A 15,026-nucleotide genomic window follows, 5' to 3' on the forward strand; every position below is an offset into this window, starting at 1 on the left:
AATTAAAAAAGGGCAGTTACGCTGCCCTTTTTGCTAGTGTGTAATTGTTGGCGATTAATCAATCGCACTACTTGGTACATTTGTTGGGCTAATATGCTCAATCGGGTAGCAGCCTAATACTTTAATAAAATTAGTGTGCTCGGTTATTTGGCTAATGGCTTCTTGTAGCGTTAGTTGTTTTAAATTTGCTTCAACATCGATATAAAACATTTCTTCCCACGGGCGTCCTTGAATCGGTCTAGATTCAAGTTTACACATATTAATCCCTTTGTTTTTCAATACCACTAAGCACTCAACTAGTGCACCTGGCTTTTGCCCGGTTGCAATGACTAAGGTGGTTTTAGCTGGAATTTGTTCTGCTACATCAACGGGTTTACGAGCCACTAAAATAAAACGACTGTGATTTTCATTTTGGTTGGCAATTGATTTTTCCAGTGCCTGTAACTGGTATAAGTTACCTCCTTCTTCACTGCCAATAACCGCAACACTATCGTCTTGTAATTCGTATACTTTCGCCATCGCATCGGCTGTGCTTTCACAATATTCAATACGGATATTATTTTGTTTGTCGAGAAAATTACTACATTGGGCAAACGGCTGGCCGTGGGCATAAATGGTTTTAATTTTATTGAGTTGGGTATTTACCGCGGTTAATAAACAATGCTCGATAGGTTGGGTTATTTCGCCGACAATTGATAAATTGGTATGCTGAAGCACGTCATATACTTCGTTAATGCTACCTGAGCTTGTGTTTTCTATTGGCAACATGCCGTAATCAACACTGCCGGATTCTACTTGTTGCATAATTTCAGCAAAACTTTGGCAGCCACTTTCAATAATTTTTTCTGCTCGACGAGAAAAGTAGCGATGACTGGCTAAATAGCTATATGAGCCTTTGTCACCAAGAAATGCAACACTGACCGTTGGCTCTTGTATATTAGGGTTAGCCAAGGTTTGTAAATAGGCTTGTTGGTTTAATACTGAGTCTTCAATGATGGTTTGAAAAACACTGGTCACATAATGTGCATCTAAACCAAGTTTTTTACCTTGGGTAATTAAGCGAATCAATAGCTCTTGTTCGCGTTGCTGGTCTCGTACAGGACGCACTTGGTGAGCTTTGCTTTTCGCTACATTTAAAGTGAGGGCACGGCGCTGCGCAAATAAGTCTAATAATTGCTGATCGAGTTGAGTAATTTTTTCACGTATTTTATTTAAATCTAATGCTTCGTTCACCGCGTTTTCCTACTATCGTTGTTAAGAGTTAAATCACTGCAATTATTTTGTTTAAGCTAAGCCTTTGGTTATTTTATTTCGTGGCTTTATTTATTGATAACGCTAAAACTAAAAAACCTCCGCAAGGAGGTTTTTTTAAAATGCCAAAACCTAAAGCGCACTCAGCTAACTGAGAGAGAAAATGCGATAAATAAAAAAGAAAGTTTTGTCGTTTGCATGGCTTTACTTTAGCTATCCTGTATCAATACTTCAACCGTTTCTTTATAGCTAATTGGCAATAGACAATAATTCTAGCTATTAAGCTTAGTGCTGAAAAACTAATTAGTTATTAAACAGTGATTTATATACACTGATAAATTATGGTAAATGAACTAATCGTTCCAATTGCCCAGATAATTGAACGTATGGTGCCAAGATTAATTAAATAAGCAATATTATAAAATACACGAGCGACGACATGGGCAATAGCCAGTTGCTCTATTAATGCGCCAGTATTATGAGTCGCAATGGCGAGTAAAATTGCTGGCGCAAAAACGGCTAACGATTCAAATGCATTTTGATGTGCAGCTAACGCTCTAGCGCCAAATCCGGTCAATTTTGCTTGCTGAGAGCGCGGGTGATTATTGTTGTAGCCATTGAGTTTGTGCATGGCTATTGCAACAGGGACTTTGGCGACAAAGGGTAATAATGCGGCAATGAATAAACAAATAATTAATGTGGTCATAATACTTCCTGTTAAACGATTTAATAACTAAGTAATGTCAGTGTGTACTTACTTGGGCCAGGTAAAAAGCTTGACGCTTCACCTTTAACCCAGCTCTCATGGCCTAAACCATAATAAGGGCTCCATGGGTGGCCTGATTGGCTGGTGGGCATATGGAAAATGCCACGTTCTTCGTGCCCTGGTGATACCACCATACGTTCAGAAGCGCCAAATGACTTTCCTTGTACTCTTGGCATATAGCTATCTCCAGCAAGTTCCACTGCAGGCATATCTAGCCAATGACCAATAAATGGTACAGCGCGACTTAAAGGATGCTGGATTTTGCTAACATTTTGTTTGCCCCAAGTGGCGTTGGCAAGTGAGCTTGAATCTGTCATATCGGCAAGTGTCAGTGCAAATGTTTCTTCAAATAATGCTGACCATGTGTCATGACCACGCCAAAGGAAATTTTCGGGTTGTTGATTAACTAGCTGCCAAAGCGGTGTTTCTATTTGATGGCGAATTGTGTGAAAACTATAGTGTTGATCTAGCTTGGCCATATTTTCATTGAAAATATTAAATAACTGATCTCTTAGATTTAAACGAAAATTTCTCACTAAACGATAGGCAACTGAGTCGACGCTTGCTGATAATTTATTTGTGCTAATAATGTCTTTGGCTTCTTGCCAGTCTTGATGCTTAGCGAGTATTTCATTGGTTAGCACTTGTGTAAGTAAAAACTCTTGCCAGCGCAGCAAAAAGTTAGCCTTATCGTCTAAAGCTATATCAAGCAATGCCTGCTCATCAAAAGTATTTTTCGCTTCGAGATTTTGTTTTATCTGTGAAGAACGCGCGCCTAAGGCATAACCACCGTTGCCGACTTTCGCCAACATGTCTCCACCGATAACCCTTGAGTTTGCGGTCCACAAACGTGAGTTTTCAGGGTTTATCACTTTTGGATATTCACTAGGCGGCAATAGCCCTTGCCATTGGTGTTCGCCATTTGACCAAGAAGTTGGCACTTCACCAAATGTTGCGCTGCGTTTTGGTATTGGCCCCATAATAGTCCAACCAATATTACCTTGTTTGTCACCCACCATTAAATTCTGTGCTGGAATGCCAGCTCGTGCAGCAATGGCAAATGCTTGTTCAACACTGCTAGCGGTTTCTAATTGTGATATTGCCATATTAACGGCAGATTGATCGTGGGCAATCCAGCGATAAGCGAGTAATTGGCCTTGGGCATTTTCACCTATTACTGGACCCCAAATAGTATCCATCACGGTAATATTGACTGAATCCTGACCTTTAACCGCGATAACTTGCTTGCGTTGCGTAAATGGTTGGTAGCCATCAGGTGTTAAATATTGACTGTTGTCGGCATTGGTTTCTAATATGATAACGTCACTCCAGTCACCGTAGCTATTGGTAAACCCCCAGGCGATTTTACCGTTACTACCGACAATAATATTGGGCGTTCCAGGTAAGGTTGCGCCAGTAACTTTTACTTTTTTATTATCTTGTTGATATTCAAAAGATGCTCTAAACCAAGTGTTTGGTACACGTATACCCAAATGCATATCGTTTGCAACAATGGCACTGCCAGTTGCGCTAATTGCACCGCCAATGGCCCAGTTATTAGAACCGGGAAATTCTTCACTTTGGCTGGCTTGCTCGCGATATAGTACGTCTGGTAACTGGGTTGCAACGCTGGCAGTATTTGCGCCGGAATTGCTGATATTGATATGCGCATTACTAGATGCCGACGGCCATGGCATTTGTGGTAATGGTGCAGGCAAATATTGACTGTTATCAATGGCTGCATCCCACTGACTTCCTTTCGGGTTGAGGAAATTAAACACTTCAGGGCTTAGCACGGAATGCAATAAACCTAAGGTGCGCTCTCGTTTACCGTCTTGGTATTGTAAGTCAATATACATACTTAATACCGTTAATATAGTGTCTTCTTCCTGCCACTCTACGGGATCTTGTCGTAATAATAAGTATTCAAATGGAGGAGCTTTTAGGTATTTCAAACCTTGGTTTACGCCACGGGTGTATGCTTTAAGAAGGTCAAAGTCCGCCTTTGGCAACTGCTTGATGATTGCCATAGCGCGTTCTCTAAAGCGGTGGCGACGAATGTCACTGTCATAATCTATTGCTGCTTCACCAAATAAACTGGCCAGTTCGCCAGCAGAATTTCGGCGCAATAAATCCATTTGAAAAAAGCGTTCTTGTGCATGTACGAAGCCAGTTGCAACGGCGGTGTCTAAGCGATTACTTGCTTTTATTGTAACTACGCCATGTTTGTCGCGTTCAATAGTGGTATTTGCTGACAAGCCAAATATGGTTTGCTTACCTTCAAGTTTTGGTAGCGCACTATCGATTTGACTATAAAGCCAAGTGGCAAATGTTGCTACGATAAATACAGTGACAAAAAGTAAGCCGATGAATATATTTTTATAATGTTTCATTTAATGTTGGCACGCTGCAAATTTGATTGAATAGAGTACCTTAAAAATGTTGTGGTTTGAATGGAGAAATTACATTAAGTTACTTAGCCACCATTCATTTTTATTTACATTTCAGTCGTTGCGAATTTAATTTTTGCTTGTTAATTTTGCATTATAGTCTGCTGAAACTGTTGAATATTAATGTCTCTGATTAGCCCTTGGAAAAATGACTTTCCAATATTTTCAATAAATGCCCATCCAAACCTATGTTACTTCGATAGTGCTGCAACTTGCTTAACACCTAAACATGTTGCCGAAGCCATTTATTATTATCAGTGCTTTGCACATGCCAATAGCCATAAAAGTTTATATCAGTTAAGTGCTAATGCTACTGAACTTGTTGAACAAGCAAGAGAAAAAGTAGCTAACTTTACCGAAGCTGTGAATAATGAAAAGGTGATTTTTACGGCCAGTAGTACTGAATCAATCAATTTAGTTGCTGCCAGCTTTGTGCAAGAACGTTTAAGCAAGCGTAGTAATATTATTATCAGTGCCAGTGAACATCATGCCAACTTACTACCTTGGCAAGCGCTTTGTCAGCGTACAGGGGCAAGTTTACGTGTCGCACCTACAACACCTCTGGGCATAATTGATGTTACAGCGTTAGCAAAATTGATCGATAGCGATACTGTTTTAATTGCTGTTAATCATGTTTCCAATGTTTTAGGAGCGATTAATCCGATCAAAGATATTACCGCTCTTGCTAAACAAAAAAGCGTTCCTGTATTGGTTGATGGCGCGCAAGGCGTTCGTTATGGCCCGGTTAATTTTACTGAGTTAGATTGTGACTTTTATGTTTTTTCAGCCCATAAACTCTATGGAGCAACAGGGTGTGGCGTACTTATTTGTAAAAGCGACTATATTGAGCAAATGTCACCGTTCCAACTAGGAGCAGGTATCGCACAGTCAGTTAACTATCAAGAAACAATTTATACGAAAAGTGCACTAAAATTTGAACCGGGTTCACATAATGTTGCTGGTATTGTGGGGCTTGTAGAAGCTATTGATTATTTAAATGATATTACTTGGTCAGAAATAACGGCACATATTGATGCGCTGAGTGCCTATTTATATGAACAACTAAGAGATTTGCCTTTTATTAGACCTTTGATTCATTTGCCAAATGATGAGCTATACGACAATAAAGTCTCTGATGTAGTGCAATGTCCGTCTATATTTAGTTTCACAATGGCTGATGTTTCCTGCCAAGATGTTGCAAGTTTCCTCGATGACAGTCAAATTGCTGTGCGTGCAGGAAAGCAGTGTGCAGAGCCTCTTCATCAAAGTTTAAATATCGATGCTAGTTTAAGAGTATCTTTAGGCCTGTATAATGGTTTTGATGATATTGATAGATTAGTGGCAGGCATAAAGAACTTGCACCAGTTGTTTAGAGAGCCGACATTATTTGACATCAACAGTACGAGTAAAGATATTGACTAATCACGAGCCCCAGCTTGAAAATTTTGCCATTGTTGTGCTCGCTGCCGGTCAGTCATCTAGGTTAGGGCAAATGAAGCAACTATTGCCTATCAATAACAAGGTGCTGATAGTGGAGCAATTAGAGCGGGCGCTAGCTGTATCGAATAATGTTTATTGTGTTCTCGGTTATCAAGCACAACGAGTACAAACATGCATTGACCATTTGCCAATCACGACTATTATTAATAACGATTGGACGAGTGGTATGGCATCGTCAATTGCAGCAGGCATTTGTGGGTTAGCGCCGAATATACAAGCTGTTATGATAATACTTGTTGATCAATGGCGATTAACACCGGCAGATATAAAGCTGCAAGAGTCTTGTTGGCAAAAACAACCAGAGATGATTGCGGTGGCGAAGCAAGGGGATTTGAAAGAAAAGCTAGCAATCGGGCCACCCGTAATTTTTCCAAGGAATTATTTTGCCGAGTTAAGCCATTTAACAGGCGAGCAAGGTGCAAAATCACTATTGATGAAACATAAAAGTCACTTACTCATGGTTACTTTAGAACACGCCTTTACTGATGTTGATACACCAGAGCAATTGTTAACTATGACTGAATTTCTTAATAATCAATGATTAAAATAATAAGATGAAACAATATGAGAATGCTTAGTTGCTGCCATATTGTAAATAAGAGGAAGCAATAGCATGATCACGTTAAGCGTTAATGGTAAAGCTCATCAAATACAGGAAGATGGCGATATGCCATTACTGTGGGCACTGAGAGATATTTTAAAATATACAGGTACCAAGTATGGCTGTGGCAAGGGCTTATGCGGTGCATGTACTGTACATGTTGATGGCCAACCTATTCGCTCGTGTGTTACGCCGATATCAGCGATAGGTCGACAGAAAGTCACCACCATTGAAGGGCTTTCTGATACAGCTGAACACCCTGTTCAGCAAGCATGGCAAAGTTTAAATGTACCGCAATGTGGTTACTGTCAATCGGGGCAAATTATGTCAGCAGTAGCTTTGTTAGAAAGAAATGCGCAACCGAATGATGATGATATAGAGCTGGCCATGAGCGGTAATATATGCCGCTGTGGTACCTATCAGCGAATTAAGCAAGCGATACATTTAGCTGCCGACTTAGCGACTGAAGTGAAAGGGAGCTAGCCATGAAACAAATTGAAAATGTTAGTCGCCGCGGCTTTTTAAAAAAGCTTGGTATCAGCTCGACAGCACTCGTACTAGGTGTGCAATTACCGTCTATGTTAACGATTCCTAAAGCTTTAGCGGGCGTTACTGGTTCTAATAAATTCTCACCAAATGTATATGTTCAAATAGGTGCTGATAACATAGTTAGCATTGTTGTGCATCGCTCAGAAATGGGCCAAGGTATTCGTACCAGTATTCCTATGATTGTTGCCGACGAACTTGGCGCCAATTGGCAGAAAATTGATATTATTCAAGGCTTGGGCGATAAGAAATATGGCAGCCAAAATACTGATGGCTCACGCTCAATAAGACGTTTTTATCAACCACTAAGAGAAGCCGGCGCATCAGCTCGCATGATGTTACAACAAGCTGCGGCTGAAAAATGGCAAGTAGCTGTTACTGAAACCAGAGCAGAAAATAACTTTATTATTCATGAACAGTCTGGCCGAAAATTGTCATTTGGTAGCTTGGTTGATGCTGCTAGTACATTGAAAGTGCCTGAGGCTTCAACATTAGTGTTAAAGCCGAGTAAAGATTTTAAGTATATTGGTAAGTCTGATATTGCTTTGGTAGATGGAGAGAAAATAGCGACAGGAGCTACAAAATTTGGCTTTGATGTTGAATTAGATAATATGCGGTATGCCGTTATTGCTCGCCCGCCAATTTTAGCGGCAAAAGTTAAATCATTTAATGCCGATGCTGCAAAGGCCGTTACAGGTGTTATTGATGTGGTGCAAATGCCAGATTTAGAAGAGCCAGCAGTTTTTAAGCCGCTCGGTGGTGTTGCCGTTATTGCCACTAATACTTGGGCGGCTATTAAAGGTCGCGAAGCTTTAAATATTCAATGGCATGAAAGTGAACATCAAGTATATGACAGTGAGTCTTATAAGCTGGCATTAGCGCAAAGCTGTGATCAACCAACAAAGGTATTGCGAACTAAAGGTAATGTTTCGAAAGCCTTAGCTGAAGCGAAGCAAGTGGTTAATGCTGATTACTATGTCCCTGAGCTAATTCATGTTCCAATGGAGCCACCTGCCGCGACGGCCTATTTTCATGATGGTGTTTTTGATATTTGGGCTTGCACACAAACCCCGCAATCTTCGCAAGGCACTGTAGCACAAATTACCGGTGTGGCTGTTGAGAAAATAAATATTAACGTTACTTTATTAGGTGGTGGCTTTGGACGTAAATCTAAACCAGATTTTGTTGCCGAAGCTGCAATACTGGCAAAGCAGTTAAATGTTCCTGTCAAAGTTATTTGGACTCGTGAAGACGAAATTCAAAATGGTTATTACCATGCGGTTAGTTATCAAAAACTGGCTGCTGGTATTGATAGTAATGGCAATGTAACTGCTTGGCAGCATCATGTTGCCGAGCCACCTATAGGCTCGACCTTTAGTAAAGGCGCCGATGTAATTGGCTCAGAAGCAGATCTGGGTCTTATCGACATGCCATTTGATATTGCTAATGTTAGCTGCGCTGCAGGTAAAGCACCGGCACATACTCGTATTGGCTGGATGCGCTCGGTAACTAACATTAATCATGCCTTTGCAATAGGCTCCTTTGTTGATGAGTTAGCGCATGCGAAAGGACAAGACAGTAAGGCACATTTATTATCATTAATTGGTGCTGATAGAGAAATAGATTTTGCAAAAGAAAATGCCAAGTACGGCAATTATGGCGAAACACTAGAAAAGTTTCCTGTTGATACTGCGCGAATGAAAGTGGTGATTAATAAAGCGGCTGACATGGCAAAATGGGGACGAAAACTACCTAAAGGCCATGGCTTAGGTATTGCCATGCATCGAAGCTTTGTTAGTTACGTTGCTTGTGTCGTTGAAGTGTCAGCAAATAGTGATGGTAAGGTGAAAGTACATGATGTATGGATGGCGGTAGATTGTGGTTTAGCTGTAAACCCTGAGCGAATTCGTTCACAAATGGAAGGCGCTGCAATATTTGCATTGTCATTAACATTTTTTAGTGAATTGACAGCCAAAGCCGGTGTTATTGAACAGAATAACTTTGATGGTTATCAAGTAGCACGTTATACAGATGCTCCGACTACGCATGTTGAAATTATTAAAAGTGATGCCGCACCAGGTGGCGTTGGCGAGCCTGGAGTACCTCCTATAGCGCCAGCAATTTGTAACGCAATATTTGATGCCACTGGAAAGCGTTACCGAGAGCTGCCGTTAAAACAATATGGTATTGTTTAGTCTTTTTTGTCGTGATAAAAAAAAGGTAAGTGTTTGTACTTATAGTTAAAAGCAGCGTTTATCGCTGCTTTTTATATTCAGGGCAAATGCTATATTTTGTCTATGTAAATTTGTCGCCACGATGAATGCTGTAAATTGGCAAACGACCTGATAAAATAGCGCCATTATCGATAGCATGACTACAGGAAAATAAATGGCCTCGTTACAAGATCAATTGTTGAAAGCGGGTTTAACGACTAAACAAAAAGCTCGACAAGCTAATAGCGATAAACGCAAAAAAAATAAACAAAAACGCAGTGGTGCTGCCGTTGACGTGAGTATGCAAGAGCAAGTAAAAAAAGAGCTTGAACTTGCTAAGCAAGAAAAACTCGCCCGTGATACGGCATTAAATAACGAGAAAAAAGCAGCGTTAGCCAGTAAAGAGCAACAGTTACGTATAATTCAAATATTGCAACACCATCAAGTAACAAACATTAACGGTGACGCTGAATATAACTACACCTTCAATGGTAAAATTAAAAAGCTATTTGTTGATGAAGCTACTCACAAAGCATTAGTTAATGGGCGATTAGCCTTGTGCGGTATTGAAGAAAAAACCTACCTTGTTACCGCTGAAACGGCTGAAAAAGTAGCAAGCTTAGATAAGCAAGTTATTTTAGTGCAAAACACTAAAGTAGCTGAAGAAGCAGGTGATGAAGATGACCCGTATGCAGAATTTCAAATTCCAGATGATTTAATGTGGTAAGTCCGCATTGTTATAAACTATTTACAAGAGAGTAAACCATTATATGTTTTTAATTCGTTGGCCAATTGGCCGTTTAATTTTATTGTTAAATTTTATTTTTTCGCCACGCTCACCTAAGCGTGACTCGCAACTACAAAAAGAAGTTGATGCCAGCACTGCACATTTGAGTTTATATCAATTACCAGCATGCCCATTTTGCGTAAAAACACGCCGGGCGATGAAGCGTTATGGTTTAAATATTGAATTGCGCAATATAAACCAAAATGAAACTTACCGTGATGAACTCATTCGTGATGGCGGTAAAAGAACTGTGCCTTGTCTTAAAATTGTCAATGAAGATCAATCGGTTACTTGGATGTATGAATCTAGTGACATCATAAACTATTTAGAAAAGTTTGCTCGTTAAACATTACCCCTGATAAGTTTTTATATTTAATTAAGAATTTTTTTAGTGCTAATTAGGTCTATTTACCGGTAGGTATTTAGGCCAATTAGAGGTAAAGATGTTAATTAAAACAATAAAAAGCTCCGATATTTCAGAACAACAAGTTACCGACGAAAAACTTTACCAATCTCGTCGTAGTGTTTTAAAACAACTTGGTTTTCTAGGGGCGGGTAGTTTATTGGTCCAATCTGCGAATGCCGCTCCACTTGACTTTTTTAGTAGTAAAAAAGATGTCGTGTTTCAGCAGCAAGCTTTAACATTTAAGCCTGCAAATAAATCTAGTGAGGTTCTCACTCCTGAGGCTAAGGTAACTTCTCATAATAACTTTTATGAATTTGGTACAGCTAAAGGTGACCCGATTGAAAATGCCCAAGAGTTTAAAGTAGACCCTTGGCAATTAAAAATTTCAGGTGAAGTAGATAAGCCTTATACACTAGGCTATGAAGACTTATTTACCAGCTTTTCGCTTGAAGAGCGGATCTATCGCTTACGTTGTGTTGAAGCTTGGTCTATGGTTATTCCTTGGGTTGGCTTTCCATTAGCTGAGCTAATTAAGAAAGCAGCACCGAACTCTAGAGCAAAATATGTTGCCTTTGAAACCTTATATGACCCAGAGCAAATGCCCGGGCAGAAAAGTCGCCGTATTGGTGGCGGCATAAAATATCCGTATGTTGAAGGCTTACGCATTGATGAAGCCATGAATCCACTAACATTAATGAGTGTTGGTTTATATGGTAAAACTCTACCAGCACAAAACGGTGCGCCGATTCGTTTAGTTGTGCCATGGAAATATGGCTTTAAAAGTATCAAATCAATTGTTGGCATTAAGTTAGTTGAAAAACAACCACCTACGACATGGAATATGTTGGCGGCGAGAGAATATGGTTTTTATGCCAATGTCAATCCAGAGGTTGATCATCCACGCTGGAGCCAAGCAAGTGAAAGACGCTTAACCACAGGTGGGTTATTGGCACGCAATCGCATTGCGACTTTACCGTTTAATGGCTACGGCGAAGAAGTGGCAGAAATGTATAAAGGCATGGATTTAAGGAAATATTATTAATGCGGGTTTCGACGGCAGATCATGTGACCTTTAAGCAAGTGTTTTTGAGCAATAAAGTACTTTTGCTAAAAATTGTTATTCACTTAATGTCATTTTTACCTTTGCTTACTTTATATGTGTTGGCATTTAGCGATCAACTTGGCGCTGATCCCGTAAAAGACGTGATACATTTTACGGGAATTGGCGCGTTTAATTTATTACTAATTTCATTGCTATTAACACCATTAGCGAAAAAGTACCGACAAGGGTACTTATTACAAACCCGTCGTTTACTTGGTTTGTATAGCTTCACTTATGCATTATTTCACCTACTTAGCTTTCTTGCCTTTGAAGTGCAGTTTGACTTTGTTTTATTTGTCGATGAAATTATTGAACGGCCTTATATTACGGTTGGTATGTTGGCATTGGTAATTTTGACCGCATTGGCAATCACCTCTTTTAATGTGCTTAAGCGTAAAATGGGAAACAAGTGGCAACGGCTTCATAATTGGGTATATGTAGCAAGCTTAATGATTGCACTACATTTTTTGTGGTCGGTAAAATCAGAGATCATTGAGCCAGGAATTTATATGCTAGTCACGGTATTTTTATTAAGTTTACGGCGAGATAAAATTAAGCGTTGGTTTAAATCGTAAAAAATTATGCTTAAAATGAATAAGCGAAAGTATGATACATTCGCTTTTTGATGAGACCAACATTGCTGTACTTATGTTTGACTATCGCTAAGTTGCTATTCGCTGCGAGCGGTTACTTCAACAAGGTGGTAACCGAATTGGGTTTTCACCGGACCTTGTACTTTATTTAATTCAGCGTTAAAAACAACTTCATCAAACTCTTGCACCATTTGTCCACGGCCAAAAGAGCCTAACGCACCACCTTGCATTTTTGATGGGCAATTTGAATGCTCTTTAGCAATAGAAGTAAATTCCTCTCCTGATTCTATTTTTTGCTTTAATGTTAGACATTGCTCTTCAGTATCTACCAATATATGACGTGCTGACGCTCTTAACATTTTAAATCCTACTTTAGTTATTGTTATTCATGCCCTTGAACTGTAACGTATTTATTATAAAAAATAAAATAGTAGTGTTTGTAAAGTCTTTCTATTTGAATTTTAAAGATTTTTACAGGGAATTGATTGATGGATTTTTACAGAGCTTTCAATATTTCACGTGCTGAGATAAATAATTTACTTATTTTCAAACTATTTTAAAAGCTAATACTACCTTACTTATAAGAAAACAAATTAACTTAACTACAACAAGGACAATGCGTGTTTGAACGAAGCGATGAAACGCTGGTAAAACAGGCGCTGAAAGGAAAGAAGTCAGCCTGGGTAACGCTAGTTAAACGCTATGAAAAAAACTTATATAACTATGCGTTACGTATGGTCAGCAATCCCGATGATGCAATGGATTTAATGCAAGATGTATTTGTTGCTGTGTTTCGAAATTTGGTTTCATTTAGAGGCGATAGTCCTTTTAAGGGCTGGATGTTTAAAATTGCTCATTATCGCTGTATTGAGTTTTATCGTCGTAAAAAGCCTACACAGTCGCTTGACGATATTCCTGAGCAAGAAGAGCAAACCAGTGACGCTTGCCCTGAAATGAGTATGTATAACGGCCAACAAGCAAATTTGCTTAACGGCGCAATGCAGCTGTTGCCGGTTAATCAGAAGTTAATTGTTGAGTTAAAGTTTTTTCAGCATTGCACGTTTGATGATATTGCGCAGCAGTTGGGCATTTCAGTTAATACCGCAAAATCACGTTTATATAGTGCATTAGATAAGTTGAAAGTGCATTTGGAGTTGGAAGATGTCAAATAAAGATGAGTTAGAGCGAGAATTTACTAACTGGCTTGATGGCAAGTCAGCTGAATGTGAAGTTGAAGAAGATAAAGTGTGGCAGCAACGAAAAAACACTGCCCATTTTATACAGCACCAAGCAGACGTTATCCCGGAAGCCGATGTACCACATTGGGATCGTGCTAGTAGCTTTTATAGTGAAAAAGTCCCGTTTTGGCAGTGGCGAGGTTTACCTGCATTGTCAATGGCATTTTCAATGTTTGCCATTGCCCTGGTGATATTCAAGGTTGAATTAGTGATGCAAGATGATGGAGTTTTATTAAGCTTTGCTGGCGACAAATCGCAATTGCAGCAACAAAAAATGGCTACGTTTATTGATCAAAAACTGCAAAGTTTTGCCCAAGAGCAACAAGTACTGCTAGCTAATTATGCTGCTGATATCAAAGTGCAACAGCAAGAAAACAATTTACAGCTTGCCAGCTATATTATGGGAGCATCTCGTCAAGAGCGTAAAGAAGATATTAGCGACTTTATTCAATACATTAATGCGCAACGAAAAGATGAGTTGCTTGATCAAAAAATTAAGTATCAGCAACTTGAACAAGCGATTAAATATAACAAGGCGTCTCAACGCAAAAATATTAACAATTTTGGCATGAATGAAGGTGAGCATAAAAGTACACCGGTCAATTGGACTTCTGAGGAGTAAGATATGAGAAATTTAAATAAATTATCGTGGGGATGGATGATTCCTTGTTTACTAGCTACAGGTGCAGCTAGTGCTGCTCAAAATAAGCCTGATCAATATCAGGATATGCATAAACAGCTCTCCATTATGAGCGATATTATTAAATCATCTGTATCTGATAAGTCAGCACGCCAACAATCAAAAATTAATAGTATTCAAAGCACTTATTTACGTGGGCAAGGTGTGATTTTTACCATAAATTCTGCGGCACGTAATCGTCAATGGGGCAGCTATAACTTTAATTTCTCTATGCCTGAAATGCCGATCATGCCCGTTGCACCAATAGCTCCGTCAGTAAATGATGATTTTGAGGAAAACTACGATATAAATATAAATGATACTGTGACTCAAGCGCTAGAAACTGCTGCTGTTGGCTACGAAAGGGTCATGGAAGTTTTTGAAAAGAATCGTGAAAAAACCAGAGAGTTAAGGGAGAAACAGCGGGACTTAGCTTATGAACTTCGTGATATTGAGCGCGAAAAACGTGACTTAAACTATCAACTGTCTCGTGCCAACGATGAGCAAGTAAAAGAATTAAAGGATGAGTTAAATAAACTGAGTAAAAAGGAAGAAAAGCTACGAGCTAGTAAACGAAAGTTGGCACAGCGAGGAAGTGAGATTGCTGCAGAACAAAAAGCCCAACAAGCGTCGCAGGCAAAAGAGCGTGCTGATTATTATCAAGTATTAACGGCTAACTTAACAGAAACCTTATGCTTATACGGTAATGGTTTAAAAGCTTTACCTAAAGATGAACATGTTAGTGTGATATTAAAGTCCGCTGGTGAAAAATCAGGTCGCCGATATAAGGATAGTATTCTAGTTTTTAGTAAAAAGGATATTGCTAGTTGTGCTGCCGATAAAATTAATGCCGCAGCCTTAATGGAAAAAGGCCAAGCCTATCAATTTTAGTTG

15 protein-coding genes are annotated in these 15,026 nt (G+C 39.4%); 11 read left to right on the forward strand and 4 right to left on the reverse strand.

Going from position 1 to position 15,026, the window contains the following annotated elements:
* Positions 1-54: 54 nt before the first annotated feature.
* The 3 genes from pheA to AC27HL_RS03435 form a co-directional block, all read right to left on the reverse strand.
* Entirely contained in the window at positions 55-1,233 is a 1,179-nt protein-coding gene (gene pheA, locus AC27HL_RS03425; protein WP_487078964.1) for a prephenate dehydratase, read from the reverse strand.
* A 340-nt stretch (positions 1,234-1,573) separates the two neighbouring features.
* On the reverse strand, positions 1,574-1,957 hold the full coding sequence (locus AC27HL_RS03430; protein ID WP_487078965.1) for an MAPEG family protein: 384 nt from the start codon (positions 1,955-1,957) through the stop codon (positions 1,574-1,576).
* A 20-nt stretch (positions 1,958-1,977) separates the two neighbouring features.
* Entirely contained in the window at positions 1,978-4,410 is a 2,433-nt protein-coding gene (locus tag AC27HL_RS03435) for a penicillin acylase family protein (protein WP_487078966.1), read from the reverse strand.
* Positions 4,411-4,590: 180 nt separating this feature from the next.
* Between AC27HL_RS03435 and AC27HL_RS03440 the strand changes: the two genes are divergently transcribed.
* From AC27HL_RS03440 to msrQ, 8 genes are all read left to right on the forward strand, one after another.
* Complete coding sequence (locus tag AC27HL_RS03440; RefSeq protein WP_487078967.1) at positions 4,591-5,889, forward strand: aminotransferase class V-fold PLP-dependent enzyme; 1,299 nt, start codon at positions 4,591-4,593, stop codon at positions 5,887-5,889.
* Positions 5,882-6,508, forward strand: coding sequence for a nucleotidyltransferase family protein (locus tag AC27HL_RS03445; protein WP_487078968.1), 627 nt, complete (start codon positions 5,882-5,884; stop codon positions 6,506-6,508). The genes AC27HL_RS03440 and AC27HL_RS03445 overlap by 8 nt, the downstream gene beginning before the upstream one ends.
* Positions 6,509-6,580: 72 nt before the next feature.
* Positions 6,581-7,051: a (2Fe-2S)-binding protein gene (locus tag AC27HL_RS03450; protein ID WP_487078969.1), complete on the forward strand. Its 471-nt coding sequence runs from the start codon at positions 6,581-6,583 to the stop codon at positions 7,049-7,051.
* Positions 7,052-7,053: 2 nt separating this feature from the next.
* Positions 7,054-9,309, forward strand: coding sequence for a xanthine dehydrogenase family protein molybdopterin-binding subunit (locus AC27HL_RS03455; RefSeq protein WP_487078970.1), 2,256 nt, complete (start codon positions 7,054-7,056; stop codon positions 9,307-9,309).
* A 193-nt stretch (positions 9,310-9,502) separates the two neighbouring features.
* The gene (locus AC27HL_RS03460) at positions 9,503-10,054 is read left to right on the forward strand and encodes a DUF2058 domain-containing protein (protein WP_487078971.1); all 552 of its coding nucleotides are present in this window, start codon (positions 9,503-9,505) and stop codon (positions 10,052-10,054) included.
* A 43-nt stretch (positions 10,055-10,097) separates the two neighbouring features.
* The gene (locus AC27HL_RS03465; protein ID WP_487078972.1) at positions 10,098-10,460 is read left to right on the forward strand and encodes a glutaredoxin family protein; all 363 of its coding nucleotides are present in this window, start codon (positions 10,098-10,100) and stop codon (positions 10,458-10,460) included.
* Positions 10,461-10,557: 97 nt separating this feature from the next.
* Entirely contained in the window at positions 10,558-11,562 is a 1,005-nt protein-coding gene (msrP, locus tag AC27HL_RS03470; RefSeq protein WP_487078973.1) for a protein-methionine-sulfoxide reductase catalytic subunit MsrP, read from the forward strand.
* On the forward strand, positions 11,562-12,197 hold the full coding sequence (msrQ, locus tag AC27HL_RS03475) for a protein-methionine-sulfoxide reductase heme-binding subunit MsrQ (protein ID WP_487078974.1): 636 nt from the start codon (positions 11,562-11,564) through the stop codon (positions 12,195-12,197). The genes msrP and msrQ overlap by 1 nt, the downstream gene beginning before the upstream one ends.
* Before the next feature lie 95 nt (positions 12,198-12,292).
* Here the strand turns inward: msrQ and AC27HL_RS03480 are convergent, their stop codons facing one another.
* Positions 12,293-12,574 (reverse strand): peptidylprolyl isomerase, encoded by a 282-nt coding sequence (locus tag AC27HL_RS03480; RefSeq protein ID WP_487078975.1) that lies wholly within the window; start codon positions 12,572-12,574, stop codon positions 12,293-12,295.
* 261 nt (positions 12,575-12,835) lie between these two features.
* On the opposite strand from AC27HL_RS03480, the gene AC27HL_RS03485 reads away from it, so the two are divergent.
* The 3 genes from AC27HL_RS03485 to AC27HL_RS03495 are packed head-to-tail and all read left to right on the forward strand — an operon-like array spanning position 12,836 to position 15,023.
* Positions 12,836-13,387: an RNA polymerase sigma factor gene (locus AC27HL_RS03485; protein WP_487078976.1), complete on the forward strand. Its 552-nt coding sequence runs from the start codon at positions 12,836-12,838 to the stop codon at positions 13,385-13,387.
* The gene (locus AC27HL_RS03490) at positions 13,377-14,075 is read left to right on the forward strand and encodes a hypothetical protein (protein ID WP_487078977.1); all 699 of its coding nucleotides are present in this window, start codon (positions 13,377-13,379) and stop codon (positions 14,073-14,075) included. Before AC27HL_RS03485 ends, AC27HL_RS03490 begins: the two co-directional genes overlap by 11 nt.
* A 3-nt stretch (positions 14,076-14,078) precedes the next feature.
* Complete coding sequence (locus AC27HL_RS03495; protein ID WP_487078978.1) at positions 14,079-15,023, forward strand: hypothetical protein; 945 nt, start codon at positions 14,079-14,081, stop codon at positions 15,021-15,023.
* Positions 15,024-15,026: the final 3 nt, after the last annotated feature.

The organism is Colwellia aquaemaris (genome assembly GCF_057548755.1).